Annotated in this window: 22 protein-coding genes, 1 tRNA gene and 1 pseudogene; 12 read left to right on the top strand and 12 right to left on the bottom strand. The window is 66.9% G+C overall.

The window, feature by feature from the left end:
• Positions 1–80: 80 nt before the first annotated feature.
• Together ACQUSQ_RS04365 and ACQUSQ_RS04360 are read right to left on the bottom strand one after the other, a co-directional pair.
• A complete protein-coding gene (locus ACQUSQ_RS04365) occupies positions 81–839 on the bottom strand; it encodes a coenzyme F420-0:L-glutamate ligase (RefSeq protein ID WP_435067720.1) in 759 nt (252 codons plus the stop codon).
• Between the two features lie 23 nt (positions 840–862).
• Positions 863–1,366: a metallophosphoesterase family protein gene (locus ACQUSQ_RS04360; protein ID WP_435067298.1), complete on the bottom strand. Its 504-nt coding sequence runs from the start codon at positions 1,364–1,366 to the stop codon at positions 863–865.
• Positions 1,367–1,673: 307 nt separating this feature from the next.
• Between ACQUSQ_RS04360 and ddh the strand changes: the two genes are divergently transcribed.
• Positions 1,674–2,606, top strand: a complete 933-nt coding sequence (ddh, locus tag ACQUSQ_RS04355) for a D-2-hydroxyacid dehydrogenase (protein ID WP_435067297.1) — start codon at positions 1,674–1,676, stop codon at positions 2,604–2,606.
• Here the strand turns inward: ddh and engB are convergent.
• Positions 2,603–3,217, bottom strand: a complete 615-nt coding sequence (gene engB / locus ACQUSQ_RS04350) for a GTP-binding protein EngB (RefSeq protein ID WP_435067296.1) — start codon at positions 3,215–3,217, stop codon at positions 2,603–2,605. The genes ddh and engB overlap by 4 nt on opposite strands.
• Positions 3,218–3,297: 80 nt before the next feature.
• Between engB and ACQUSQ_RS04345 the strand changes: the two genes are divergently transcribed.
• From ACQUSQ_RS04345 to ACQUSQ_RS04330, 4 genes are all read left to right on the top strand, one after another.
• A complete protein-coding gene (locus ACQUSQ_RS04345; RefSeq protein ID WP_435067295.1) occupies positions 3,298–3,987 on the top strand; it encodes a 5-formyltetrahydrofolate cyclo-ligase in 690 nt (229 codons plus the stop codon).
• A gap of 49 nt (positions 3,988–4,036) precedes the next feature.
• On the top strand, positions 4,037–5,017 hold the full coding sequence (locus ACQUSQ_RS04340; protein WP_435067294.1) for a bile acid:sodium symporter family protein: 981 nt from the start codon (positions 4,037–4,039) through the stop codon (positions 5,015–5,017).
• Positions 5,018–5,084: 67 nt separating this feature from the next.
• Positions 5,085–6,461: a TIGR00341 family protein gene (locus ACQUSQ_RS04335; protein ID WP_435067293.1), complete on the top strand. Its 1,377-nt coding sequence runs from the start codon at positions 5,085–5,087 to the stop codon at positions 6,459–6,461.
• A 144-nt stretch (positions 6,462–6,605) separates the two neighbouring features.
• Complete coding sequence (locus ACQUSQ_RS04330) at positions 6,606–7,283, top strand: SIMPL domain-containing protein (protein WP_435067292.1); 678 nt, start codon at positions 6,606–6,608, stop codon at positions 7,281–7,283.
• Here ACQUSQ_RS04330 and ACQUSQ_RS04325 read toward each other — a convergent pair.
• From ACQUSQ_RS04325 to ACQUSQ_RS04315, 3 genes are read right to left on the bottom strand one after another with little or no spacing between them, the layout of a single operon-like run.
• The gene (locus ACQUSQ_RS04325) at positions 7,280–8,284 is read right to left on the bottom strand and encodes an NOG1 family protein (protein ID WP_435067291.1); all 1,005 of its coding nucleotides are present in this window, start codon (positions 8,282–8,284) and stop codon (positions 7,280–7,282) included. The two genes, ACQUSQ_RS04330 and ACQUSQ_RS04325, sit on opposite strands and share 4 nt — an antisense overlap.
• Before the next feature lie 45 nt (positions 8,285–8,329).
• Positions 8,330–8,794: a hypothetical protein gene (locus ACQUSQ_RS04320; RefSeq protein ID WP_435067290.1), complete on the bottom strand. Its 465-nt coding sequence runs from the start codon at positions 8,792–8,794 to the stop codon at positions 8,330–8,332.
• Between the two features lie 39 nt (positions 8,795–8,833).
• On the bottom strand, positions 8,834–9,322 hold the full coding sequence (locus ACQUSQ_RS04315) for a DUF367 family protein (protein WP_435067289.1): 489 nt from the start codon (positions 9,320–9,322) through the stop codon (positions 8,834–8,836).
• 460 nt (positions 9,323–9,782) lie between these two features.
• Between ACQUSQ_RS04315 and ACQUSQ_RS04310 the strand changes: the two genes are divergently transcribed.
• Positions 9,783–10,124, top strand: a complete 342-nt coding sequence (locus tag ACQUSQ_RS04310) for a nuclear transport factor 2 family protein (RefSeq protein ID WP_435067288.1) — start codon at positions 9,783–9,785, stop codon at positions 10,122–10,124.
• Here ACQUSQ_RS04310 and ACQUSQ_RS04305 read toward each other — a convergent pair.
• Positions 10,121–10,411 carry an amphi-Trp domain-containing protein gene (locus ACQUSQ_RS04305; protein ID WP_435067287.1) on the bottom strand — a complete coding sequence of 97 codons (291 nt, stop codon included), beginning with the start codon at positions 10,409–10,411 and terminating at the stop codon, positions 10,121–10,123. The two genes, ACQUSQ_RS04310 and ACQUSQ_RS04305, sit on opposite strands and share 4 nt — an antisense overlap.
• Before the next feature lie 54 nt (positions 10,412–10,465).
• Entirely contained in the window at positions 10,466–11,851 is a 1,386-nt protein-coding gene (gene serS, locus ACQUSQ_RS04300; protein ID WP_435067286.1) for a serine--tRNA ligase, read from the bottom strand.
• Between the two features lie 90 nt (positions 11,852–11,941).
• Here serS and ACQUSQ_RS04295 point away from each other — a divergent pair, with 90 nt between their 5' ends.
• The 3 genes from ACQUSQ_RS04295 to ACQUSQ_RS04285 all read left to right on the top strand — a co-directional run bounded on the left by ACQUSQ_RS04295 (position 11,942) and on the right by ACQUSQ_RS04285 (position 16,266).
• A complete protein-coding gene (locus tag ACQUSQ_RS04295; RefSeq protein ID WP_435067285.1) occupies positions 11,942–12,835 on the top strand; it encodes an MBL fold metallo-hydrolase in 894 nt (297 codons plus the stop codon).
• 126 nt (positions 12,836–12,961) lie between these two features.
• Positions 12,962–14,827, top strand: a complete 1,866-nt coding sequence (locus ACQUSQ_RS04290) for a cation:proton antiporter domain-containing protein (RefSeq protein WP_435067284.1) — start codon at positions 12,962–12,964, stop codon at positions 14,825–14,827.
• Positions 14,828–14,904: 77 nt separating this feature from the next.
• Entirely contained in the window at positions 14,905–16,266 is a 1,362-nt protein-coding gene (locus tag ACQUSQ_RS04285; protein WP_435067283.1) for an ATP-binding protein, read from the top strand.
• A 1-nt stretch (position 16,267) separates the two neighbouring features.
• Here the strand turns inward: ACQUSQ_RS04285 and ACQUSQ_RS04280 are convergent, their stop codons facing one another.
• The 3 genes from ACQUSQ_RS04280 to ACQUSQ_RS04270 all read right to left on the bottom strand — a co-directional run bounded on the left by ACQUSQ_RS04280 (position 16,268) and on the right by ACQUSQ_RS04270 (position 19,058).
• Complete coding sequence (locus tag ACQUSQ_RS04280) at positions 16,268–16,465, bottom strand: hypothetical protein (RefSeq protein WP_435067282.1); 198 nt, start codon at positions 16,463–16,465, stop codon at positions 16,268–16,270.
• Positions 16,466–16,511: 46 nt separating this feature from the next.
• Positions 16,512–17,975: a methyl-accepting chemotaxis protein gene (locus ACQUSQ_RS04275; protein ID WP_435067281.1), complete on the bottom strand. Its 1,464-nt coding sequence runs from the start codon at positions 17,973–17,975 to the stop codon at positions 16,512–16,514.
• Between the two features lie 69 nt (positions 17,976–18,044).
• Entirely contained in the window at positions 18,045–19,058 is a 1,014-nt protein-coding gene (locus ACQUSQ_RS04270; protein WP_435067280.1) for an alcohol dehydrogenase, read from the bottom strand.
• 129 nt (positions 19,059–19,187) lie between these two features.
• On the opposite strand from ACQUSQ_RS04270, the gene ACQUSQ_RS04265 reads away from it, so the two are divergent.
• The 3 genes and pseudogenes from ACQUSQ_RS04265 to ACQUSQ_RS04255 form a co-directional block, all read left to right on the top strand.
• Positions 19,188–20,612, top strand: coding sequence for a PAS domain-containing protein (locus ACQUSQ_RS04265; RefSeq protein WP_435067279.1), 1,425 nt, complete (start codon positions 19,188–19,190; stop codon positions 20,610–20,612).
• A gap of 41 nt (positions 20,613–20,653) precedes the next feature.
• Entirely contained in the window at positions 20,654–20,971 is a 318-nt protein-coding gene (locus tag ACQUSQ_RS04260; RefSeq protein WP_435067278.1) for a hypothetical protein, read from the top strand.
• 40 nt (positions 20,972–21,011) lie between these two features.
• Positions 21,012–21,325, top strand: a pseudogene (locus ACQUSQ_RS04255) (succinylglutamate desuccinylase/aspartoacylase family protein); the annotation flags it as partial.
• 291 nt (positions 21,326–21,616) lie between these two features.
• Here the strand turns inward: ACQUSQ_RS04255 and ACQUSQ_RS04250 are convergent.
• Positions 21,617–21,692 (bottom strand) — tRNA-Cys (locus ACQUSQ_RS04250).
• Between the last annotated feature and the right edge of the window lie 159 nt (positions 21,693–21,851).

Below are 21,851 nucleotides of genomic sequence, written 5' to 3'. Positions count from 1 at the left end.
GGGTCATCGGTCCGTGGATTAGCGCGGACGGGCAAAAAGCGTTCGTCGTCCGCGGCGTCTGCCGGAAGCCACGACGCCGCTCAGTCGACCTCGAACGACCAGTTCCGGAGGGCTTGCCTGACGAAATCGCCGTCCACGTCCCGAAAGAGGGCGTCGCTGCCGTCGTGGTCACCGAATTCGAACCCGCGGACGACGACGGCGGGCGTCCCACCCGCGCCCTCGCCGGCGACGAGGTTCGCAGTGGCGGCGAGTTCGTCGACGATGGCCTGTACGGTCACGCCGAGTTCTCGCCCCTCCCGGTCGTGTTCGCCGCGCCAGTCGCGAGCGGCGGGGGTGCCGGCCCACCCGATGGCGACGCCGCGTTGCCCGTGTCTGAAGGGGCGCCCGCAGGTGTCGGTGACGACGACGCGGTCGGCGGTCAGGCCCGCGGCGATGCGGGCCGCGCTCTCGTCCGGGCGCCGGGGGAGGAGCAACAGGTCGCCGTCGGGCACGTTCGAGCGGTCGATGCCCGCGTTGACCGTCACGTGGCCGAAACGCGTCTCCGTGAGGAGAAAGGGCGCCTCCATCAGGAGGTCCGTGCTCTCCTCCAAGACTGCCTGCGCGAACCGGGGGTCTTTCTCGTCGCCCGTGGCGCGTTCGAGGCGGGCGGCCACCTCCTTGGCGCGCGGTCCCGCCGGAAAGTCGGCGAGGTCCGCGACCCGGCCCTCGACTTTCGAGACGACCGTACTCGCCACACAGACCACGTCGTCCGGGCGGAGGTCGACCCGCTCCGAAACCAGTTCGGCGATGTCGTCGTCCGGGCCGAACTCGGGGAGGTCGGGGACGGCAAACACCGTCAGGTCGTCCCCGTCGACGGCGGGCGTCACCACTCGTCCTCGCGATGGACCGTCACGTCGATATCGCCCGCGGAGACGGTGGCGGTGAGCATCGTCGTCTCCGTCGCGGGGTCGGCGCCAGTCGCGGAGCCGGGGTTGAGGATTCGCACCCCGTCGTGGACTTCATCGAGGAGTTCGTGGGTATGGCCGGCGACGCCGACGGCGTTCGGACCGCCGTGGCTGGCCACCGCGTCGACGACGCGGTCCTCGTACCCGATGCGGTCACCCGTCCCGTGGGTGACGACGAACTCGACGCCTCCGAGTTCGGCGGTGGCGACGGGCGGCAGGTCGACCGCTCGCCCGTCGGCGTTGCCCCGGACGCCCGTGAAGGCGCCGTCGGCGAGGGCGCGCATCTCGTCGACGACGGCATCGGTCGCGAAATCGCCAGCGTGAACGACGTGGTCCGCCGCCTCGGCCCGCTCACGCACCCAGTCGGGGATGCCACTCGCCCGCCCGGGGACGTGCGTATCGCTGATAATCGCCAACTCCATACACGCCCGTCGGCGTGAAGCGTGAAATCCTTGTCCCACCGGTCCTGTCGGTGGAGAGACACCCTGACCGGGGCGCGCCGTGTCACGGGGTTCTTCACACTCCGGGTGCAACCAATTCCCGGTGGCAGTGACGACGGTTACCCCCTCCGAGCCCCGTGTGACGAGGCCTTCACCCGAGCCACCATCTCATATGTGTATTGTGAGTCGATATCGCTGATTCGCCGACATCGTTCGGCGAACCAGTGGTAGACAGTCACAAGACACACTATCACACAGATTTTTCGTCTCCGCGCCGGTAGCGGCGGATATGCCCGCACCCGCGACGCTCGGCGTCCACGAATCGGTCGGCGACGTGTTTCCGACGGCGGTGTTTCGCGACGAACTCGCGGACAGCGGCCCGTCGGTGCGCGTCGTCGGGACGGAAGCCGTCGGCGACTGCGACGCCCTCGTTACCTTCGCGTACGACGACCAGTTTCTCGACGCCGGCCTCGACTGGATTCACTCGATTCAGGCCGGCGTCGACCGCTTTCCCTTCGACGAACTGCGCGAGCGAGAGATTGCGCTCACGAACAGCACGGGCATCCACGGCGACGTCGTCGGCGAGACGACGATGGGGGTGCTGCTCGCGTTCGCCCGTCGCCTGCACGTCCACCGCTCGAATCAGGAGCAGGGCGAGTGGCGCCAACCCGAGTGGGACGAGGCCTTCGCCCTCCGCCGCGAATCGGTCTGTGTCGTCGGTTTAGGGACGCTCGGGCAAGGGGTCGCCACCCGCGCCGCCGCGCTGGGGATGGACGTAACGGGCGTCAAGCGCACCCCGACGCCCGTCGACGGCGTCGACGACGTCTATCCGCCCGCAGAGTTACACGACGCCATCGCCGACGCGCGGTTCGTCGTTCTCGCCGTCCCGCTGACCGACGACACCGAAGGGATGATTTCGGACGCCGAGTTCGAGACGATGCGCGACGACGCCTATCTCGTCAACGTCGCGCGCGGGCCGGTGGTCGACGAGGACGCCCTCGTCGACGCCGTGGAATCGGAGAGCATCGCCGGCGCCGGCCTCGACGTGTTCGAGACGGAGCCACTCCCCGAGGACTCGCCGCTCTGGGACCGGGAGAACGTCATCGTCACGCCACACGCCGCCGCCTTCACCGACGAGTACTACGAGCGCGTCGCGACCATCGTCCGCGAGAACGTGCGCCGACTGGCGGCGGGCGAGTCGCTGACCAACCGCGTCGTTTAGAGGAACTTCAGCAGGTCGTCGCGCTTCTGGTCGTGGAAGTGGTTGCCGAGCGCGTCGGTGAGCGCGTCGATGTCCCCGGTCTTTGCGGTGATGGGCGCGATGGTGTCTTGCCACTGTTTCCACGGCGGGAACAGGCCCAGACGGTCACAGAGGTCGTCGAGCCGTTCGTCTCGGTCGTCGACCTTGTCCATCTTGTTGACGGCGACGACGGTCGGAATATCGAGTTCGCGGAGGAAATGAAAGAGTTCGACGTCGTGGGGAATCTCGTCCGGGCCGCTGTGGCGGTCGATGATGTCGACGACGCTCTTGCCGTCGACGACCAGAATCCCTGCCAGAATGTCGTCGGCGTTCGCCTCGACGTACTGCACCACGTCGGTCTTGATTTGCTCGCGTTGCTCCTCGGGGACGCCGGACATGAAGCCGAATCCGGGGAGGTCGGTGAACATGAAGCTCTCGGAGGTCCAGTCGAAGTGGTTGGGCTGGCGGGTAACCCCCGGTTTGCGGCCCGTGGAGACGGAGTGACCGGTCAACTCTCGCATCAGCGTCGACTTGCCGACGTTCGACCGGCCGACGAGGACAACCTCGTCGCGGTCAGGGCGGTCCTCGAACATGGCCAGTCTAGACGGGTCGCGGGTTTAAACTCGGCGTGTCGAGCCGGGAGACGTATGTGACGCCCGCCCCCAGCGGAGGCATGGACAAGCAGTCGCTCCGCGAGCGCGTCTGGGACGACTTGGAGGATAGCGGCGAGGCGCGATTCCCGTTCCCGCCCCACGGTCGCATCCCCAACTTCGCGGGGGCGAGCGAGGCCGCAGACCGCCTCGCGGCGACGGAGGCGTGGGAAGCGGCGGCGACGGTCAAGACCAACCCCGACGCCCCGCAGTTGCCGGTGCGACGCGCCGCGCTCCGGGCGGGCAAGACCCTCTACGTGGCCGTGCCCCGCCTGCGCGACGAACAGTGTTTCCGCCGCATCGACCCCGACGTCGATGTCGACGCCGCGACGACCGTCAGCGGCATCGACGAACACGGCACGCCGGTCGGCCCCGAGGAGATGCCGCCCATCGATTTCGTCGTCAGCGGGAGCGTCGCGGTGAGCGAGGAGGGCGCCCGCGTCGGCAAGGGCGAAGGGTACAGCGACCTCGAATTCGCGGTGCTGCGGGCCTTCGACTGCGTCGACGATACGACGACGACGGCGACGACGGTCCACGAGCGACAGGTGGTCGAGACACCGGCGCCGGCGGCCCACGACGTGCCGATGGACCTCGTCGTGACGCCGGAGCGAACGATGCGGACGGCGGCGGGCGCAAAACCAGAGGGCATCGACTGGGCGGCGCTGGAGGGGCGACTCGACGAGATGCCCGTGTTGGAGCGACTGCGCCCGTGACGGCGGCGAATAGATAGACCTTTCCGCGACTGGCGTCCGACACAGCGACGTGACCCTCACAGACCAACTCTCGCGCGCGAGTCGTCTCGCGAGCAAGTACTTCGTCGTCTGGGTGGTGCTGGCGTCGGGCGCGGCGCTGGTCAACCCCGACCCGTTCGTCCCCATCCTGAACTACGTCACGCCGCTGCTCGGACTGATTATGCTGGGCATGGGCCTGACGCTCCAGCCCGCGGACTTCAAGCGACTGGTGGACCGCCCCGTCGACGTCGGTATCGGGGCTGTGACCCAGTGGCTGGTGATGCCGCTTGCGGCCTACGGCCTGTATCTCCTCCTCGACCTGCCCGACGCAATCGGCGTCGGCCTCGTCCTCGTCGGGGCGGCGCCGGGCGGCACCGCGTCGAACGTGATGACCTACCTCGGCCGGGGCGACGTGGCGCTGTCGGTGGCGATTACGACGCTGACGACGCTCGCCGCGCCCATCGTGATGCCCGCGTGGACGCTGTTCATCCTCGGCGAAGGCATCGACGTGACCTTCATGGAGATGTTCACGAGCATCGTCCAAATCGTCATCATCCCCGTCGTCCTCGGGTTCACCATCCGATATCTGCTGGACCGGAAGGCGCCGAAGGCGGCCGCAATCGGCGTCGACGTGTTCCCGGTCGTGAGCGTCGTCGCCATCGTCGCCATCGTCGCCGGCGTCGTCGGCGCGAACGTCGAGAACATCCTCACCGCGGGTGCGCTCGTCCTCCTCGCGGTGGTCGTCCACAACGCCATCGGCCTCGGCGCTGGCTTCGGCGTCGGGCGCGCGGCCGGGATGTCCGAGGACCGCGTCCGAACCTGTACGTTCGAGGTGGGCCTCCAGAACAGCGGCCTCGCCGTTGCCCTCGCCACGTCGCTGTTCTCCCCCTCTGCGGCCCTGATTCCCGCCCTGTTCAGCGTCTGGCACAACGTCTCGGGACCGGCGCTCGCGAGTTACTTCACGTGGCGCGACGGACAGGCACCGGACGGCGACGCCGCGACGGCGGACTGACGCCGCCGTGTCGGACTGACGCCGCCGGCGACACAGACTATTTGACCGGCCAGCGAGACGTTCGCCCGTGCGACTCGTTCAGGTGATGGTCCCCACGGGCAAGCGCGAGGCCGTCCTAGAGACGCTCGACGAGGAGGGCATCGACTACGCCGTCACCGAGGAGACGAGCAATCGCGAATACGCGGCGACGGTGACGTTCCCGCTCCCGCAGTCGGCGGTCGAACCCGTCCTCGAACGCCTCCACGACGCCGGACTCGAACAGGACGCATACACCGTCGTTCTCAACGCCGAGACGGTCATCTCGCGCCGGTTCGAGGACCTCGTCGAGCGCTACGAGGAGAGCGAGGAGAACGGGAACCGCATCGCCCGCGAGGAACTCGCTGCACGGGCGCGCTCGCTCGCCCCCGAGTGGCGGACGTTCGTCACCATGACGGCCATCAGCGCCGTCGTGGCCACGTCCGGTCTCCTGCTCGATTCTGCGGCCGTCGTCGTCGGCTCCATGGTCATCGCGCCGCTCATCGGACCGGCGATGGCGACGAGTACGGGGTCGGTCGTCGACGACCGAGAACTCATGCTCCGAGGCGTGAAACAGCAGGTCGCGGGCGGCGTCATCGCCGTCGTCGCCGCGGCGGCGTTCGCGACTCTCCTGCGGACCGCCCACGTCGTCCCGATGGAGGCGGCCGACGTGTTCGCCATCGGCGAGGTGCGCGAGCGACTCGTGCCCGACGTCCTCTCGCTCGCCATCGCCCTCGGCGCGGGCGTCGCGGGCGCGCTCAGCCTCGCGACCGGGGTCTCGACGGCGCTCGTCGGCGTCATGATAGCCGCGGCGCTCGTCCCCCCGACTGCCGTCGTCGGCATCGGCCTCGCGTGGGGGTCGCCCCGAACCGTCTCGGGGGCGCTCGTGCTCGTCCTCGTCAACTTCCTGTCGATAAACTTCGCGGCGCTGGGGGTTCTGTGGCTGATGGGCTATCGCCCGCAGAGCTGGTTCCGACAGGAAGAGGCGCGCTCGGCCACGCTGAAACGCATCGCCACGCTCGGCGTCGCCCTGCTCGTCCTCTCGACGCTCCTAGCGGGCGTCACCTACGGCACGTACCGAACCGCGGCGTTCGAGGAAGACGTCCGAACCGCCGTCGACGACGCACTCGCCGACTACGAGGACTTGACTCGCCTCTCGGTCGACGTCACCTACGAACAGCGCTTTCCCTTCACCACCCCGGAGCGGGTGACGATTACCGTCGGCCACCCGCCCGGCGGTGCGACGCCCAGACTCGCCGACGACCTCGCGAGGCGAATCGACCGCCTCGACAGCCCCTCGCTCGACGCCGACAGCGTCGTCGTCGAGGTGCAGTACGTCGAAGTCGACGTGGCGGCCAGCGGGCGCGAGCGCCCGTCACCGACGCGGACGGCGGCGACGACTGCGAGTGGCGTCAGGCTGGCGCCGTAAGCCGACCGGATTCCGCCATCTGCCAGACCGTGAGGGCGCCCGTCACACCGAGACCGGCCGCGACGAGGGCGCCACTCCCTGTCGCCGAGAGAGCGACCCCGATGCACCGAGCCAGTTCATATACTCTGACAGCCTCTAGAGGGTATGAAACGCACACTCGCGCTGACACTCGCTATCGTCGTCCTCCTCGCTGGCTGTACCACGCCGCTCCAAGCGGACGCCGGAGAATCGGGCGACGAGTCGACTATCGCTGTCTCGGCGACCGGAGCCGCGACGGCGGACCCGGACCTCGCTATCGTCTCGCTCAGCGTCGAGGCGGCGGCCGACAGCGCCGCCGAAGCCCGGAGTCGCGTGGCAACCGACGTGGCGAGCGTTCGGTCGGCACTCGCCGGCGCAAACGTGACGACGACCGGCTTCCTCATCGAACCCATATACGAAACGGATGGCGAGCGCCGAACGATGGTCGGCTACCGCGCGCGACACTCCTTAGCCGCCGAGACGACGCCCGAGAACGTGGGAGAGGTCATCGACCGGGCCGTCGATAGCGGCGCGACGAGCGTCGACGGCGTGCAGTTCACGCTGAGCGACGACCAGCGAGCGTCGCTCCGGGCGACGGCGTTCGACCGGGCAATGAGCGCGGCCCGGACCGACGCCGACGGCCTCGCGTCGACGGCAGACCTCACGATTACGGGCGTTCGGCAGGTCAGCACGGGCGCCGAGTTCCTGCCCTACGCCGGCGCTCGATTCGAGGACGCGACGACGCTCGAACCCGGGCCGGTGACGGTGCAGGTGAGCGTCGACGTGACCTACGCGGCGGCCTAGCGCGAGGGCAGGTCGGACTCCCAATCGACCGTCTCGACGGCCAAATCGAGAACGCCCTCGACGTTCTCGCCTTCGGTGACGCTCATGTAGGCGTCGGCCTCCACGTCCCGCGAGCGGTCGCTCTTGTTGCAGACAGTGATGACGGGCGCGTCGAAGCGCTCGACGATTGCGTCTCGGAGGTCGAGTTGGGCGTCGAGCGGGTAGCCACACGCCCCGCTGGCGTCGACGACGAAGAGGACGGCATCGGCCAAATGCGCCAGCGCGCTGACCGCCTGACTCTCGATGTCGTTGCGCTCGGCTTCGGGCCGGTCGAGCAGACCCGGCGTGTCGATAATCTGGTAGCGGATGTGGTCGCGCTCGAAGTGCCCGATTTGAATCCCGCGCGTGGTGAACGGGTAGCGGGCGATTTCGTTGCTCGCGCGGGTGACGTCGTTCACGAACGAGGACTTGCCCACGTTCGGGTAGCCCGCGACGACGATGGTCGGTTCGTCGGGGCGGATGTCGGGCAGGTCACGGAGGGCGTCGCGCGCCTCGCCGACGCGGCGGAGGTCGGTCGACACTTCCTCGACGACGTCGGCCATGCGCGCAAAGGCCTGTTTGCGGTGTTTGCGCGCCGTATCCACGTCCGTCTTCCGGAGTTTGGAGTTGTACTCGCGCTGTATCTCCTCGACCTGACGGCTGGCCCACGTCACTTCGGAGAGACTGGCCCGGAGCGCGTCCAATCCGACCTGTTCGGTGCCGTCTTCGGCGGTACGAGTCGATAGCTCGCGGCGCAACACCGCGTCGGCGAGGTCACGATAGAACGGGTCGACGACGCCGAAGTCCGGCCACTCCGTCACCACGTTCTCGAGGTTGTCGGAGAGGATGTTGCCCGCCGTCTGGAGCATAGACTGCTGGGCTTCCACCCCCGACTTCGCACGCCCGGAGCGAGCGGCCCGCGAGAACGCCTTGTCGATGAGTTCCTCCGACCATGGCGTGGTCGGCAGGCCTTCGAAAATCATTGTCGACGCTTCGACACGCGCGGATAAAAGGTCGTCCGTTCGCGGTTAGACGGTCGATGCGGGAGACGGACTCGCGGTTTCGGCGTCGGTCGCGCGCCACTCGACGACGCCGGCGGCGACGAGGAGGGCGCCACCGACCACGAGCAAAACGGGTTCGGCGCCGAGGACAAAGCGGGTCGGCCCGCCGTAGACCTGCACTTCGACGTACAGCCCCGGGTCCAGCGCGTAGTGGAGGACCGCCCGAAGGGCGTAAAAGAGGACGACGCCGCCCGTCGCGGCCGGAACGACGGCAAGGCGCCGCCACCGGAGCGCGGCGACCGACCCGACGACGCCGACGACGGCGAGACGGGAGAGCAGTCGCTCCTCGTGGTTCAGCGGCCCGTCCCAGCCGGTCATAATCGTTCCTTCGTAGCCCGGTGCGACGTGGACGAGTCCCTGTCGCACTCCGACGAGGACGGCGACGAGGCCGAGAACGGCGAGGGCGACGGGGAGGGCTCGGCGGCGCTGCATACGTCACTCTTGTGAGCGGAGCGACATCAACGCTGTGGGCTAGCGGTCCAGATACTCGCCCTGCACGGCCACCACGTCCGCCGAGTCGTCACAGTCGGCGTACCGCCGCAGCGGTTCGTCATTGAGTTCGAGAAACGTCTCGCCCCACGTGAACTTCGAGAGAATCCGCTCGGCGTGGGGTCGCTCACCGAGGATGACCAGCCCCGCCGCCAGCGCCTCCACCGTCGTCAGTCGGAACGGCTTGCCGAAGTTGACGGGGTTGGCGGCGACGAGATAGGGGAGCGCGCGGTGTTCGCCGGGGAGCGAAAAGCGCGCCTCGCCCGCCGACTCCCACGAGCAGTCGAGGGCAACCAGCGTCTCCGTCGAATCCGCTGGCGACAGCGCCTGCTCGGCGTGTGGGTTGAGGACGACCCCGTACGGCGTCGCCCGGTCCGACCGGTGAAGTTCGGCGAGGTCGAATCGCGCGAGTTTGCGGGCCGTACACTTCTCGGGGTCGTCGTCGCCCGCGTACCGCACGTGAAGGTCCACGCCGAAGGCAGGCGGGCGTCGAATAAATGGGTTGTCGTCGACAGACAGTTGGGCTTAGAGCGCTGCGATTGAACCCACCTCGAAAGCCCCCGTCCGTTCGCCGCCTGCGACTCGCTGCGCTCCTCACTTCGTTGCGGTGCTTACGTCGTCTTGGCTGGCGAACGGACGGCCCCTTTCAGTCCCGCCCGCATCGGCTGACCAACCGGCCGTCGCTGGGTGGGACTGAAAGGGGCGACTCGTCATCGGGCGGCTTCGCCGCCCGATTGCCCGAGGGAGCTTTGCTCCCTCGCTGCTGGAGGAAGGCGGACGACGCAAGCACGCGAGCAAAGCGAGCGCGCGCAGCGAGTCCCCCGACTCCAGCGAGTCGGGGCTTTCGAGGTGTCCCAAACTTCAACACAGCAACCGGATACACTTCGTCACGGACCGAACCGTTCATGCGGGCGTCGGCGAAAGTGAGGGTATGACACGCCGTGACGTGGTCCGGGCGTACTACGCGGCCATCGACGACGGCGACGACGGCCGGCTTCGGGACTGTCTCGCGCCCGAGTTCGTCCACTACCGCCCCGACCGCACGCTCGACGGTCGGGAGCGATTCGTCGAGTTCATGGCGACGGAGCGGCCGCGAACCGACACGGAACACGCCCTCTCGGAGGTGTGTGTCGGGAGCGAGGACGAGACGGGGACGACGACGGTGTTCGCCCGCGGCCGTCTGCGGAGTCTCGACGGCGACGACCTGTTCGGCTTCGTCGACGTCCACCGCGTCGGAGAGCGAATCGAGTCGCTGACGACCTACACCGACTAGCCGAGCGACGGGGGCGATTCGTCGTCGCTCGCGGCCGACAGCTCAACCTCGATTTCCAGTTCCCCGTCGGCGCCGTCGACGTGTTCGATTTCGAGTTCGACGGTGTCGCCGTAGGCAAAGTCGAGGTCCCAGTCGTCGCCGGAGAGGGTCACGTTGTCGCCCGCCTGCAGGAGTTCGCCGAGTTCGACCAGAAAGTCGCCGGCGTCGGCGGCGCTCAGTTCGTACTCCGCTTCGGTGTAGTCGTCGGTGCTGGTCACGTCGGTTTCGTCAGTAGGGAGGTCGGCCATCGTACCTTCCTGTACGCTCAGTGACGAGATAATAGTGTCGCAGGGAGCGGGGGCCTACTCGCGGTCGCCGGCGCCGAGTGCGCTCTCGCCCACCTTCTCGTGACCCTCGATTGTCTCCAGTCCGCCCATGTAGGGGCGGAGCGCCTCGGGGACGGTGACGGTGCCATCCTCGTTCTGGTAGTATTCGAGGATGGCGACCATCACGCGCCCGACGGCGGTGCCGGAGGCGTTGAGCGTGTGGAGGTAGTCGGCGGATTCGTGGCGCTCGGGCCGGTAGCGAAGCCCCGCGCGACGCGACTGGAAGTCCTCGAAGTTGGAGGCGCTGGAGACTTCGAGCCATCGCCCGCCGCGGTCCGGGCCGTCGTCGGCGTCGGTGCCCGGCGCCCACACCTCGATGTCGTAGGTCTTCGCGGAGGCAAAGGTGAGGTCACCGGTACAGAGCGAGAGGATGCGGTAAGGAAGCCCGAGACGGCGCAGGACCTCCTCGGCCTCGTCAACCAAGCCTTCGAGGCGGTCGTAGCTCTCCTCGGGTTCGACGAAGTTGACGAGTTCCACCTTGTTGAACTGGTGGACGCGCACGATACCGCGGGTTTCGGTCCCGTGTTCGCCCGCCTCGCGCCGGAAGTTCGGAGTGTACGCCTGATGTTTGAGCGGAAGGTCGTCCCGGAGGAGGATGTCGTCGGCGTACATGTTGGTGACGGGCACCTCGGCGGTGGGACAGAGCCACAGGTCGTCGTCGTCGTACTCGGTGGTCTCCTCGCCGCCGATGCGGTAGGCGTCGTTGGCGAACTTCGGCAACTGGCCCGTCCCCTCCATCGACGTGGACTTGACGGGAACGGGCGGGAACAGGTCGACGTAGCCCTGTTCGCGGTGGACGTCCATCATGAACTGGATGAGGGCGTGTTCGAGGCGGGCACCCTCGCCCTTGAGGAAGTAAAAGCCCGCGCCGGTGGTCTTTGCGCCCCGCTCCTCGTCGATGATGTCGAGGTCCTCGCCGAGGTCGTAGTGAGGCGTCACCGTCTCGGGCAGGTCGCGCAGGTCGTCGAACCCGTGGCGACGCCGCTCGACGTTGTCGCTCTCGTCGGCGCCGACGGGGACGTCCTCGTGTGGAACGTTCGGAATCTCCATCAGCCCCGCTTCGAGTTCGGCTTCGAGTTCGTCGGCACGGGTTTCGATCTCCTCCAGACGCTCTTTGAGTTCCTGCGAGCGCTCGATGGCCTCTTGGGCCTCTTCCTCCTTCCCCTCGGCTTTCAACTGGCCGATGCGGTCGCTGACCTGATTGCGCTCGTGACGCAGGTCGTCGCCTTCGCTCTTGAGCGACCGCCACTCCTCGTCGATGTCGAGGAGGCGGTCGAGGTCGACGTCGTCGGCCATCCCCCGGTCGTCGAGGTTCTGTCGCACCTCGTCCGGATTCTCGCGGAGATACTGCCTGCTGAGCATTTGGCCGATGTTCTCGGGGGCGCGACAAAACCGTGTCGGGACGACAACGGGTGACAGAACGCTTTTCACCGCCGCCGCTGGCGTATGCGCATGGCGATAGGCGATATCACTGCGGTCGACGGCACCGACGTCTACTACGTCGACGTGGGCGCGTACGACGTCCCCGGCTACGGCTCGGTCTACATTCTCGACGCCGAGCGCCCGGCCGTCGTCGACACCGGTCTCGGGACGAACGTCGACCTCGTTATCGACGCCCTCGACGAGGTTGGCGTCGACACGCTCGAGTACATCCTCACGACTCACGTCCACCTCGACCACGCGGGCGGCGCGGGCTTGCTCGCCGCCGAATACCCCGACGCGGCGGTGCTGGCCCACGACATCGGCGTTCGGCATCTGGTCGACCCCTCGCGACTCGTCGACGGGACGAAAGCCGCCGTCGACGACCAGTGGCAGTACTACGTCGACCCGAAACCGGTCCCCGAAGACCGCATCGAGGGCATCGAAGGCGGCGACGAACTCGACCTCGGCGACCGGACGGTCGACGTGGTCCACGCCCCCGGCCACGCCCCGCATCAGGTCGTGTTTCACGACCGAGCCGACGACGTGCTGTTCTCGGGTGACGCGGCGGGCATCCGCCCCGAAGGGTCCGACCAACTCCGACCCACCTCGCCGCCGGTCAACTTCGACTTGGAGGGCTGTCTCGCGGACGCCGAAACCATCGCCGAGCGAAACCCCGACCACCTCTGTTTCGGCCACTTCGGCGCGGTGGCGTTTACCCCCAACCTGATGGACGAGTACGCCGACGTGCTCACCGAGTGGGTCGAGTCGGTGCGCGAGAAGCGAGCGGAACTCGGCGACGACGACGCCGTCATCGAACACTTCGTCGAGACGGCACCGGTCGTCGAACCGTGGGGCGAGCGCAAGAGCCGAGCCGAGTATCGCCTCAACACGAAGGGCGTCCTCGGCTACCTCGACAGCCGGTAGTTGTCAATCGTCCACTTATTTAGCGGAAAAGCAAATGTTAGTAGATATATATTGCCATGACGGGGAGAGAAACCGTCGGGTTTTATTCAATCCGACCGCGTCGTCACTAGTCATGGAGGTGCTCTGATGGCCGCTGGGGGTGGCAATCTCATCACGCTCGTCGCGGCGCTCATCGGCGTCGGCGTCGTGGCGCAGATTCTGTCGGACCGGTTCCGTATCCCGAGCGTCGTCTTTCTGCTCGCGTCGGGCGTCATCCTCGGCCCCGAAGTGCTGGGCGTCGTGGGCCCCGACTCGTTCGGGAACGCGCTCTCGGCCATCGTCGGGCTCTCGGTCGCTATCATCGTCTTCGAGGGCGCCTTCCACCTGCGCATCGACCGCCTGCGCGAGGCGCCGAGCGCGACGTTCAAACTGATGACAATCGGCGCCGCCATCGCGCTCGTCGGGACGATGGTCACGGTCCACTACGTCCTCGGCGTCCGGTGGATGGTCGCGGCGCTCATCGGCGCCCTGTTGGTCGCCACCGGGCCGACCGTCATCGCTCCGATTCTCGAAGTGGTTCCGGTGCGGAATCGGGTCGGCGCCGCACTCGAAACGGAGGGTATCGTCAACGACGTGACGGCGGCGATTCTCGCCATCGTCATCTTCGAAGCGATTATCGAGGACGTCCACGCACCCGCGGCGCTGCTCGCGCTGTTCACCCAGCGTCTCGGCACCGGCATCGTCGTCGGTCTCGTCGTGGCGGGGGTCGTCATCTACGCCCTGCGCTACGTCGACCTCTCGCCGGGGAACGCCCCACAGAACGCTCGACTGCTCGTCCTCGGGGGCGCACTCGTCGCCTACGGCGGGGCAGACGCCGTCGCCACCGAAGCGGGCGTCGCCGCCGCGGCCACCGCGGGCATCCTCCTCGGTAACGCCGACGTGCCCTACGAGGAGGAGATTACGGACTTCAAGGGCGACGTGACGCTCATCGTCCTCTCCTTCGTCTTCATCACGCTCGCGGCGCTACTCCAGTTCGAGTACCTCATCGCGCTCGGTCTGGGAGGACTGGTCGTCGCCGCCGTCGTCGCCGTCGTCATCCGACCACTTCTCGTGTTCGTCTGCACGGCGGGCGACCGCTTCACCCGTGGGGAACGGCTGTTCATGAGTTTCGTCGCCCCCCGTGGTATCATCCCCGCCTCGGTCGCGACGCTGTTTGCCGTCGAGTTCCGGGCACAGGGGATGCCCGAGGTGGCGAGTGTCCTCGTCGGCACCGTCTTCCTCGTCATCTTCCTGACGGTCGCACTCGAAGCCGGCTTCGCCAGACAAATCGCCGAATTCCTCGACGTGATACCCATGCGTGTAATCATCATCGGCGCCGGGAACGTGGGCCAGACCCTCGCTCGGCGCCTCGAAGACCGCGGAGAGAACGTCGTCCTCGTCGAAGAGGACGTGAACAGCGTAGAGGCAGCCAGAAACGGAGGGCTGACCGTCCACCACGGCGACGGCACCGACACGGAGGTGTTGCGCTCGGCGGGCGCGGAAAACGCCAAAATCGTCGCCACGACCACCGGCGACGACGACGTGAACCTGCTGGTGTCACAGCTAGCCGAATCGAAGTTCTCGCCCGAAACAATCCTCGCGCGGGTGAACAACCCCGACAACGTGGACGCGTTCGAGGACCTCGGCGTCCGCGCCATCTCCGCCGTCGACGCGACGGCGATGGCGTTCGACGACTACATCGAGCGCCCGGCGCTCGTCAACTGGATGAGCGAAATCGGGGAGAGCGGCGAGGTGCAGGAAATCGAGGTCACGTCCGAGGAACTCATCGGCAAAACCATCGCGGATATCGGCCCGAAACTCCCGCCGCGCTGTCTGATTGCCCTCGTCTCGCGCGACGGCGAGACAATCGTTCCCGACGGCGACTGCACGCTCGAACGCGGTGACCGCATCACCGTCATCGGCGAGGACGAATCGGTGCTGGAGGCGCTGTCGTTCGCCCACCCCGAGGAGTGAGCCGCCTGTCGGCGTCGCACACGGTGCTGTCCGGTAATCCGACGGTCTTAAACGGTTGCCACGAGAATAGTTGAGGGATGAGTGACCCGGCTCTCGAAGTCGTCGAGTTTCTCCTGACGGCCCACGTCTACACGGACGACCGGAGCCTCGACGAGAACGATCTACCGCCACGCTATCGGCGCGTGTTCTGGGCCGACGAGGACGACGACGACGAGGATACCAGCGACGACACCGTCGCGGGGGGCATCGTGCGACCCCTCGTCGTGACCGAACAGACCGCCCGGCAAGCCACGGGCGTCGAACACCCGTGGGACGCCGTTTCCGACCTGCTGTTTACCGAGAAAGAGAACTTCTCCGGACGCATCACGCTCACGCAGCCGGACATGGCTATCGACTGGCTCGTGGAACGGGCCGACCGTGAGCGACTAGCTACCAACCCGACCGTGGCCTCTGTCGTCGCCGACCGCGACGACGTCGACGTGACCCTCGAAGAGGCTCGCGACCAGACCCGTCCCATCCACGCCGACCGGGTGTGGATAGACAGCCTCCTTGAAGCCTACTTCGACGAGGACGAAGACGGCGAGATGCTCGACCTCGTGCAGGTGCGCGCCCCCGAGGAAATCGAGATGACGCTCGACGACCTCGTACTCACCGAAGACCAAGAGGGCGAGATTCAGAAAATCGTCAAGGCCATCGAACACCGCGACTATCTCGCGGAGATTGGCCTGCGCGAAATCGGCAAACTGCTCTTCGTCGGCCCGCCCGGAACCGGGAAGACGACCGCTTCGCGCGCGCTGGCCCACGAACTCGGCCAGCCCTTCGTCGAGGTGAAGCTGTCGATGATAACCAGTCAGTATCTCGGCGAGACGGCGAAAAACGTCGAGAAGACCTTCGAGGTGGCAAAGCGGCTCTCGCCGTGTATCCTCTTCATCGACGAGTTCGACTCGGTGGCCAAGACCCGCCGCTCCGACGAACACGCCGCGCTCAAACGTGCCGTCAACACCTTGCTCAAGAGCATCGACGACATCAGCCTCATTCGCGACGAGGTGCTTCTCATCGGTGCGACCAACCACCCCGACCAACTCGACGCCGCCGCGTGGCGACGCTTCGACGAAATCGTCAACTTCCCCAAGCCAGACCGGCAGATGCGGTCGGACATCCTGCAGGTCATCACCAAGCAGATGGACATCGCGGAGTTCGACCCGCAGGCGGTGGCCGAACTCACCGACGGCCTCACCGGGAGCGACCTCCGGATGGTCCTCCGGGAAGCGGTGCTCGAAGCCCTCACCGAGGAGCGCACCACGCTCACACAGCAAGACATCGTCGACGCCGTCGAGGACTTCGAGGAACGGGACAACCTCAAGAATATGGACATGATAGACGGCGACTCGGACGCCCTCGTCGCCGGCGACGGCGGGCACGCCGACCACGACCACTAACCTACTCGGCCCAGTCGGGACGGTACGTTGGTTCGGGTGTCTCCGGCGACGGCCGCACCACCGCCGAGACGGCAGCGGCGACGGCGATAAAGGGCAGTATCGGCAGGATGAACAGGAGACACAGCGCCGCGACGCCGTGACCGATTCGCGTCATCACTAACTCTGCAAACGACATACCGAGTGTCGCTCTCCGGTTCATACGCGGCCGGGCGTGACGGAGCGCAGACAGTAAAATCGTTCGGGCGTCAGTTCGAGTCGCTGCGCAACTGGCCGACGCTGCGCTCGATTTCCGCTACCTTCTCCGTCTGGCGCTCGGCGGCGCGTGCGACCTCGCGAACCTCCTCGGCGACGCGCTCGGAGCGGTCGCGGGCGTCGTCGACCATCGCGGCGATTTCCTCCGCGCTCGCCGCCTGTTCGTCAGTCGCCGTCGACACCTCCTGAATGCCGGCGACGGCGTCGCCGACCGCCTCAACGATTTCGTCGAGTTTCTCCATGCCGGCCTCGACCTCCGAGACGCCGGAATCGATTTCTGACTCGGTCGCTTCGAGGCTGTCGACCGTCCGCTCGGTGCGGCTCTGGACGTCGACTATCATCGACTCGATTTCGCCCGCCTGCTCTTGGGCCTGCTGAGCGAGCGACTTGATTTCGTTGGCGACGACGGCGAACCCGTCGCTGTCGCGGTCGGCACGCGCCGCCTCGATGTTCGCGTTCAGCGCCAGCAGGTTCGTCTGGTCCGCGATGTCGTTGATGACCTCGATGACCTCGTCGATTTCGTCGACGGTGCTGTCGAGTTCGTCGACGTCCTCGCGCACGTCTCGACTCGACTCACGGACGGACGACATGGCGTCGCGCGCCCCCTGACTGAGTTCGCGGCCGCCCTCGGCGTGGTCGCGGGCCTGTCGGCTGGTGTCGGCGACGGAGTCGGCCGTCGAGGCCACCTCCTCGATGGTCGCGCTGAGATTCGACACCTCGCCCGCAACCTCCTCGGTGCGTTCCGCCTGTTCGTCCGCAATCTCCTCCATCCGGGTGGCGCTTTCCGCGACGTCCTGCGTAATCTCTCGGAGTTCGTGGGTCTGGTCGTCCACGTCGGCGACGAGGGCGTCGAGGGTCGACCCCATCTCGTTGAGCGAGTCGACGACCGTCAACAGCTCCTCGTCGATGTACTCGTTGGCCTCGAACTCCGCGCGAGCGCCGAGGTCACCGCTCTGGATGGCGTGCATGGCGGTCGTCACTTCCTCGACGAGCGCCTCGACTCGCTCGCGGCGACGAACCTCCTCCGTCCGGTCTTTGACGAGTTCGACCACGCCGACGAGTTCGCCGTCGTCGTACAGCGGCGATGCGCTGAAGACGATGTGTCGAGTCTCGCCCTGCGTGTCGGTGAAGGCGCTCTGGTCGCGATACTCGGGGTGGTCGCCGTCGTCGATGCGCTCGACGTCGAACTCGTCGTGTGCGTCTTCCGGGGCGTCGAGGACCTTGTCGGCGAGCGTCTTCGCGCGGCGCCCGTCCTGATACCACGCCTCCCCGACCGAGTCGGCCGCCTGCGCGTCCGCCTGACTGCTACCCGTCAGTTCCTCCATCCCGTCGTTCCAGAGGACGACCTCGTGGTCAGCGTCGAGGATGAATATCGGCGCACCGATACGGCCGACGATTCGGTCGAACGACAGGGGAAACTCGACTGCGGGCTGACTGGGCCGTTGGGATACAGTCATCGTGGCTATCGCGGAGAAACAGTTAGAACATATATATTTGATGGACGAATTATCTCGGCTGATACTACATCAGTCGCCGGCGATGTCGAGAACGGCCCGGAACCGCGCCTCGTTCGACACCATCTGGTCGTAGGCGTCGTCGGCCTCGTCGAGGCCGAATCGCTCGACGACGGGCGTGATGTCGCGGAGGTCGCTGAACTCGAGGGTGTCCTGCGAGTCGCGGGCGTGGCCGGAGCCCCATCCGGAGACCGAACTCCGCGTGCCGACGAGGTCCATCACGTCGACGGACACCGATTCGCCGGGGATACCGACCGCGACGAGGTCACCGTCGGCGCCGAGGCCACCGACGACGGATTCGACGGCCTCCGCCGAGGGCGCCGTCGAGAGGACGACCCGCGCGCCGCCCAGTTCCTGCAGGGCCTCGGCGGGGTCGTCGTCGCTCGCGTCGACGAAGTGGTCGGCGCCGAGGTCAAGGGCCAGTTCGCGCTTCTCGGGACTGCGAGAGATGGCGACGGTTTCGAAGCCGGCGGCGTGGGCGTACTGGATGCCGAGGTGGCCGAGGCCGCCGACGCCGACGACGGCGACGAGGTCACCCGGTCGGGCGTCGCTGTTTCGGAGGGCGTTGTACGTCGTCACGCCGGCACAGAGGAGGGGTGCGGCGTCGACGGCGTCCAGCGATTCGGGGACGGCCGCCAGCGCCTCGGTCGGAACGGTCGCGTACTCCGCGTACCCGCCGTCGAAGGTGACGCCCGTGATATCGGCGTTCTCACACAGGAGGAAGTCGCCGCGACGACACGCCTCGCAGGTGAAGCAGTGCCCGCCGTGCCAGCCGGCACCCACGCGGTCACCCTCGCTCCACGCGGTCACGTCGTCACCAACGGCGTCGACGCGGCCGACGATTTCGTGACCGGGCGTCCGCGGATAGGACACGCCGGGGAAGGTGCCTTCCTTCACGAAGACGTCGCTGTGACAGACGCCACAGGCGTCGATAGCGACCCGGACCTCGTCGGGGTCGGGGTCCGGAACCGGGCGCTCGACGAGTTCGAAATCGGCACCAGCCTCGGGAACCACGGCTGCGCGCATCGTATCGGACATACACGCCGATAGAGGGCGGCCGGCCCGAAAAGTCCCGGCTTTCGAGTGGAGGATTCACACGCGAGCGGACAGGTCTATTACGGAGGCCCACAAGAGAGGCACCGTGACGACACAAGCATGCCCGGTGGCCTGACCGAGGCAGCGTTCGATTCGCTCCCGACCCGCGTCGCCGTTCTCGACGAGACGGGGCGAGTCGTGGAATCGAACGCGGCGTGGCAGTCGTTCGCCGACTCCCACGAGCATCCGCTGGCGCCCGACACGCGACCGTATCTCGACGGACTCCGACAGTCCTCGAACGAGCAAGCAGTCGTACTCGCCAATCGACTGCGGTCGCTACTCGATTCGGCCGACGTCGCGAGCGACGACTCCCAGTATCGAATCCACGTCGACGGTCGCTGCGTTCAGTACGCGTTGCTGACCGACGACGGCGGCCGCTACGCGGTCCTGACACACCACGAGTGCGACGACCGGGCGACGGCGGCCGACGTCCGACTCAAGGAACGAGCGATGGACGAGGCGCCGGTCGGCATCACCATCTCCGACCCGAGCCAACCAGACAACCCGGTCATCTACGCCAACGACGCCTTCGAGCGGATTACGGGCTACCCCATCGACGAGGTCCTCGGCCGAAACTGTCGCTTCCTCCAAGGTGAGGACACCGACCCCGAGACGGTCGACCGGATGCGCCGCGCCGTCGACAACTGGGAGCCGGTGACCGTCGAGGTCCGGAACTACCGGCAGAGTGGCGAGATGTTCTGGAATCAAGTGACTATCGCCCCCATCTACGACGAGAATGGCGAGCCGTCACACTTCGTCGGCTTCCAACAGGACGTGACCGACCGCAAAGAGGTCGAACGCTCCCTCGAAACCGAGCGCGACCGTCTCGCGCTCCTCAACCAAATCGTCCGCCACGACATCCGCAACGACATGTCCGTCGCGCTGGGGTGGGGCAACGAACTCGCCGACCGGATTCCGCCCGCCGAGACGGAGGCGTTCGAGCGAGTCATGACCGCCGCGACACACACGAAAGAACTCACGGAGGCGGTGGGCGACCTGACCGACATTCTCGGTGCCGCCGACCCAGAACTCGAACCCATCCCGCTCGATGAGGTTCTCAAACGCGAAATCGAGCGCGTGCGCTCGAACTTCGACTACCGCACCGACGGCGTCCGAATCGAGGGCGACGACGACCTGCCCGCTGTCGACGTGCTTGCGACGTCGATTCTCTCGTCCGTGTTCGGCAACCTCCTCGACAACGCCGTCTTCCACAACGACAAGTCCGATATCGTCATCTCGGTCGACGTCGAGGTGCGACCCGAGACGGTGCTCGTCCGCATCGCCGACAACGGACCGGGAATTCCCGACTCGCGCAAGCGCGACGTGTTCGGCCGCGGCGAGAAAGGCCTCGAAAGCCCCGGCAGCGGCCTCGGTCTCTATCTCGTCGACAACCTCGTGGAGACGTACGGCGGCCGCGTGTGGATAGCGGACACCGACGATATGGGCACCGCCGTCTGCGTCGAACTCCAGCGCGCCCACTCCTGACGACGAACACGCTTATTTCGGTGACCGTCCGAGTGGATGCCATGACGAAGCAACCAGTCCCGGACGGCTGGCTGAAAGTCGGGCGGCGCGAGTACGAGCATCGCACCCTCGAAGTCGAGGTGAAGTTTCAGCCCACTCCGGACCGAGACGGCAACTTCGAGGTGTGGCTCGTCGACGAGGACGCCGAGGCGTCGACCCGTGTCGAGAACGTCCAGCCAACGGAAACCGACGGACGCGAACTCGCGAAAGACGTGATGCTGGATTTCACTACCGCGTTCGAGGCCGCTTCGGACGGCACCGACGAGGACGCCGCCATCGCACAGGCCATCGAGCAGGCCGCCGCCGAAAACAGCGCATGAGGGATACAGGTTAACGACCCCCGCGAGCAAAGGGGCGAGCATGCCCGACACGCCCCGTTCGTTCCCACTCGACGACGTCGCCTCCGGTGAGAAAGGACAGTTCCGCTACCCCGTGAGCGAGACGTATCTCGGCGACCCCGCGAGATTTCGGTGACGATTATCAGCGGCGAGCGAGACGGTCCGCGGGTCTGCATGACTGCGGCGCTCCACGGCGACGAACTCAACGGCGTCGAAGCCCTGCAAGAAGTCGCCTCGCAGTATCATCCGAGCGATATCCGCGGCACACTCGTTCTCCTCCACGTCGTGAACGTCCCCGGCTATCACGCCCAGCAGCGATATCTTCCACTTTCCGACCCCTTCGAAGTCGACGAGCAGATGGTCGAGGCACCCCTTACCGGCCTCATCGTCGGTATCCTCGAAACCCCCGTCGCACTCCCCGGGCATCCACTCTGCCATCTCGTCCGACTCAGCGACGAGGCGCGAGCGGAGATAGAACACGAAATCACGCGTGTCGAGTTCGACGGCTACCGGGCGTACGGACAACGGTGGATGGCCGACGCCGAAGGGGCCGAGTGAGGCGGCGTCGCCACTGGGCAGTCGCTGTCGAAGTGACCGTCAGACCCGCAGCTGTGCGGGCGGTACAAAAGCCAAGGGCCGGATTTGAACCGGCGGTGGGCGGCTCTGCAGGCCGCTGCGTTCGGCCGGACTCTGCCACCTTGGCGCATTCGACAGTATCGGTGTCCGGCGCTTAAGCCTAGCGGTCGGCGGTTGAATTGTATGCAAAAAGCCGAGCGACACTGCTGTCGCTCGGCCCTGTGAATGAAGTATGAATGGTGAGGCGGCGAATCGGGTCTCCCAGAGGGTCGCCCACTCCAGTACT

The organism is Haloplanus sp. C73 (assembly GCF_051195115.1).
Taxonomy (GTDB): domain Archaea; phylum Halobacteriota; class Halobacteria; order Halobacteriales; family Haloferacaceae; genus Haloplanus.
The sequence above is the reverse complement of the archived record's forward strand: the minus strand, read 5'-3'. Positions and strand labels throughout refer to the sequence as shown.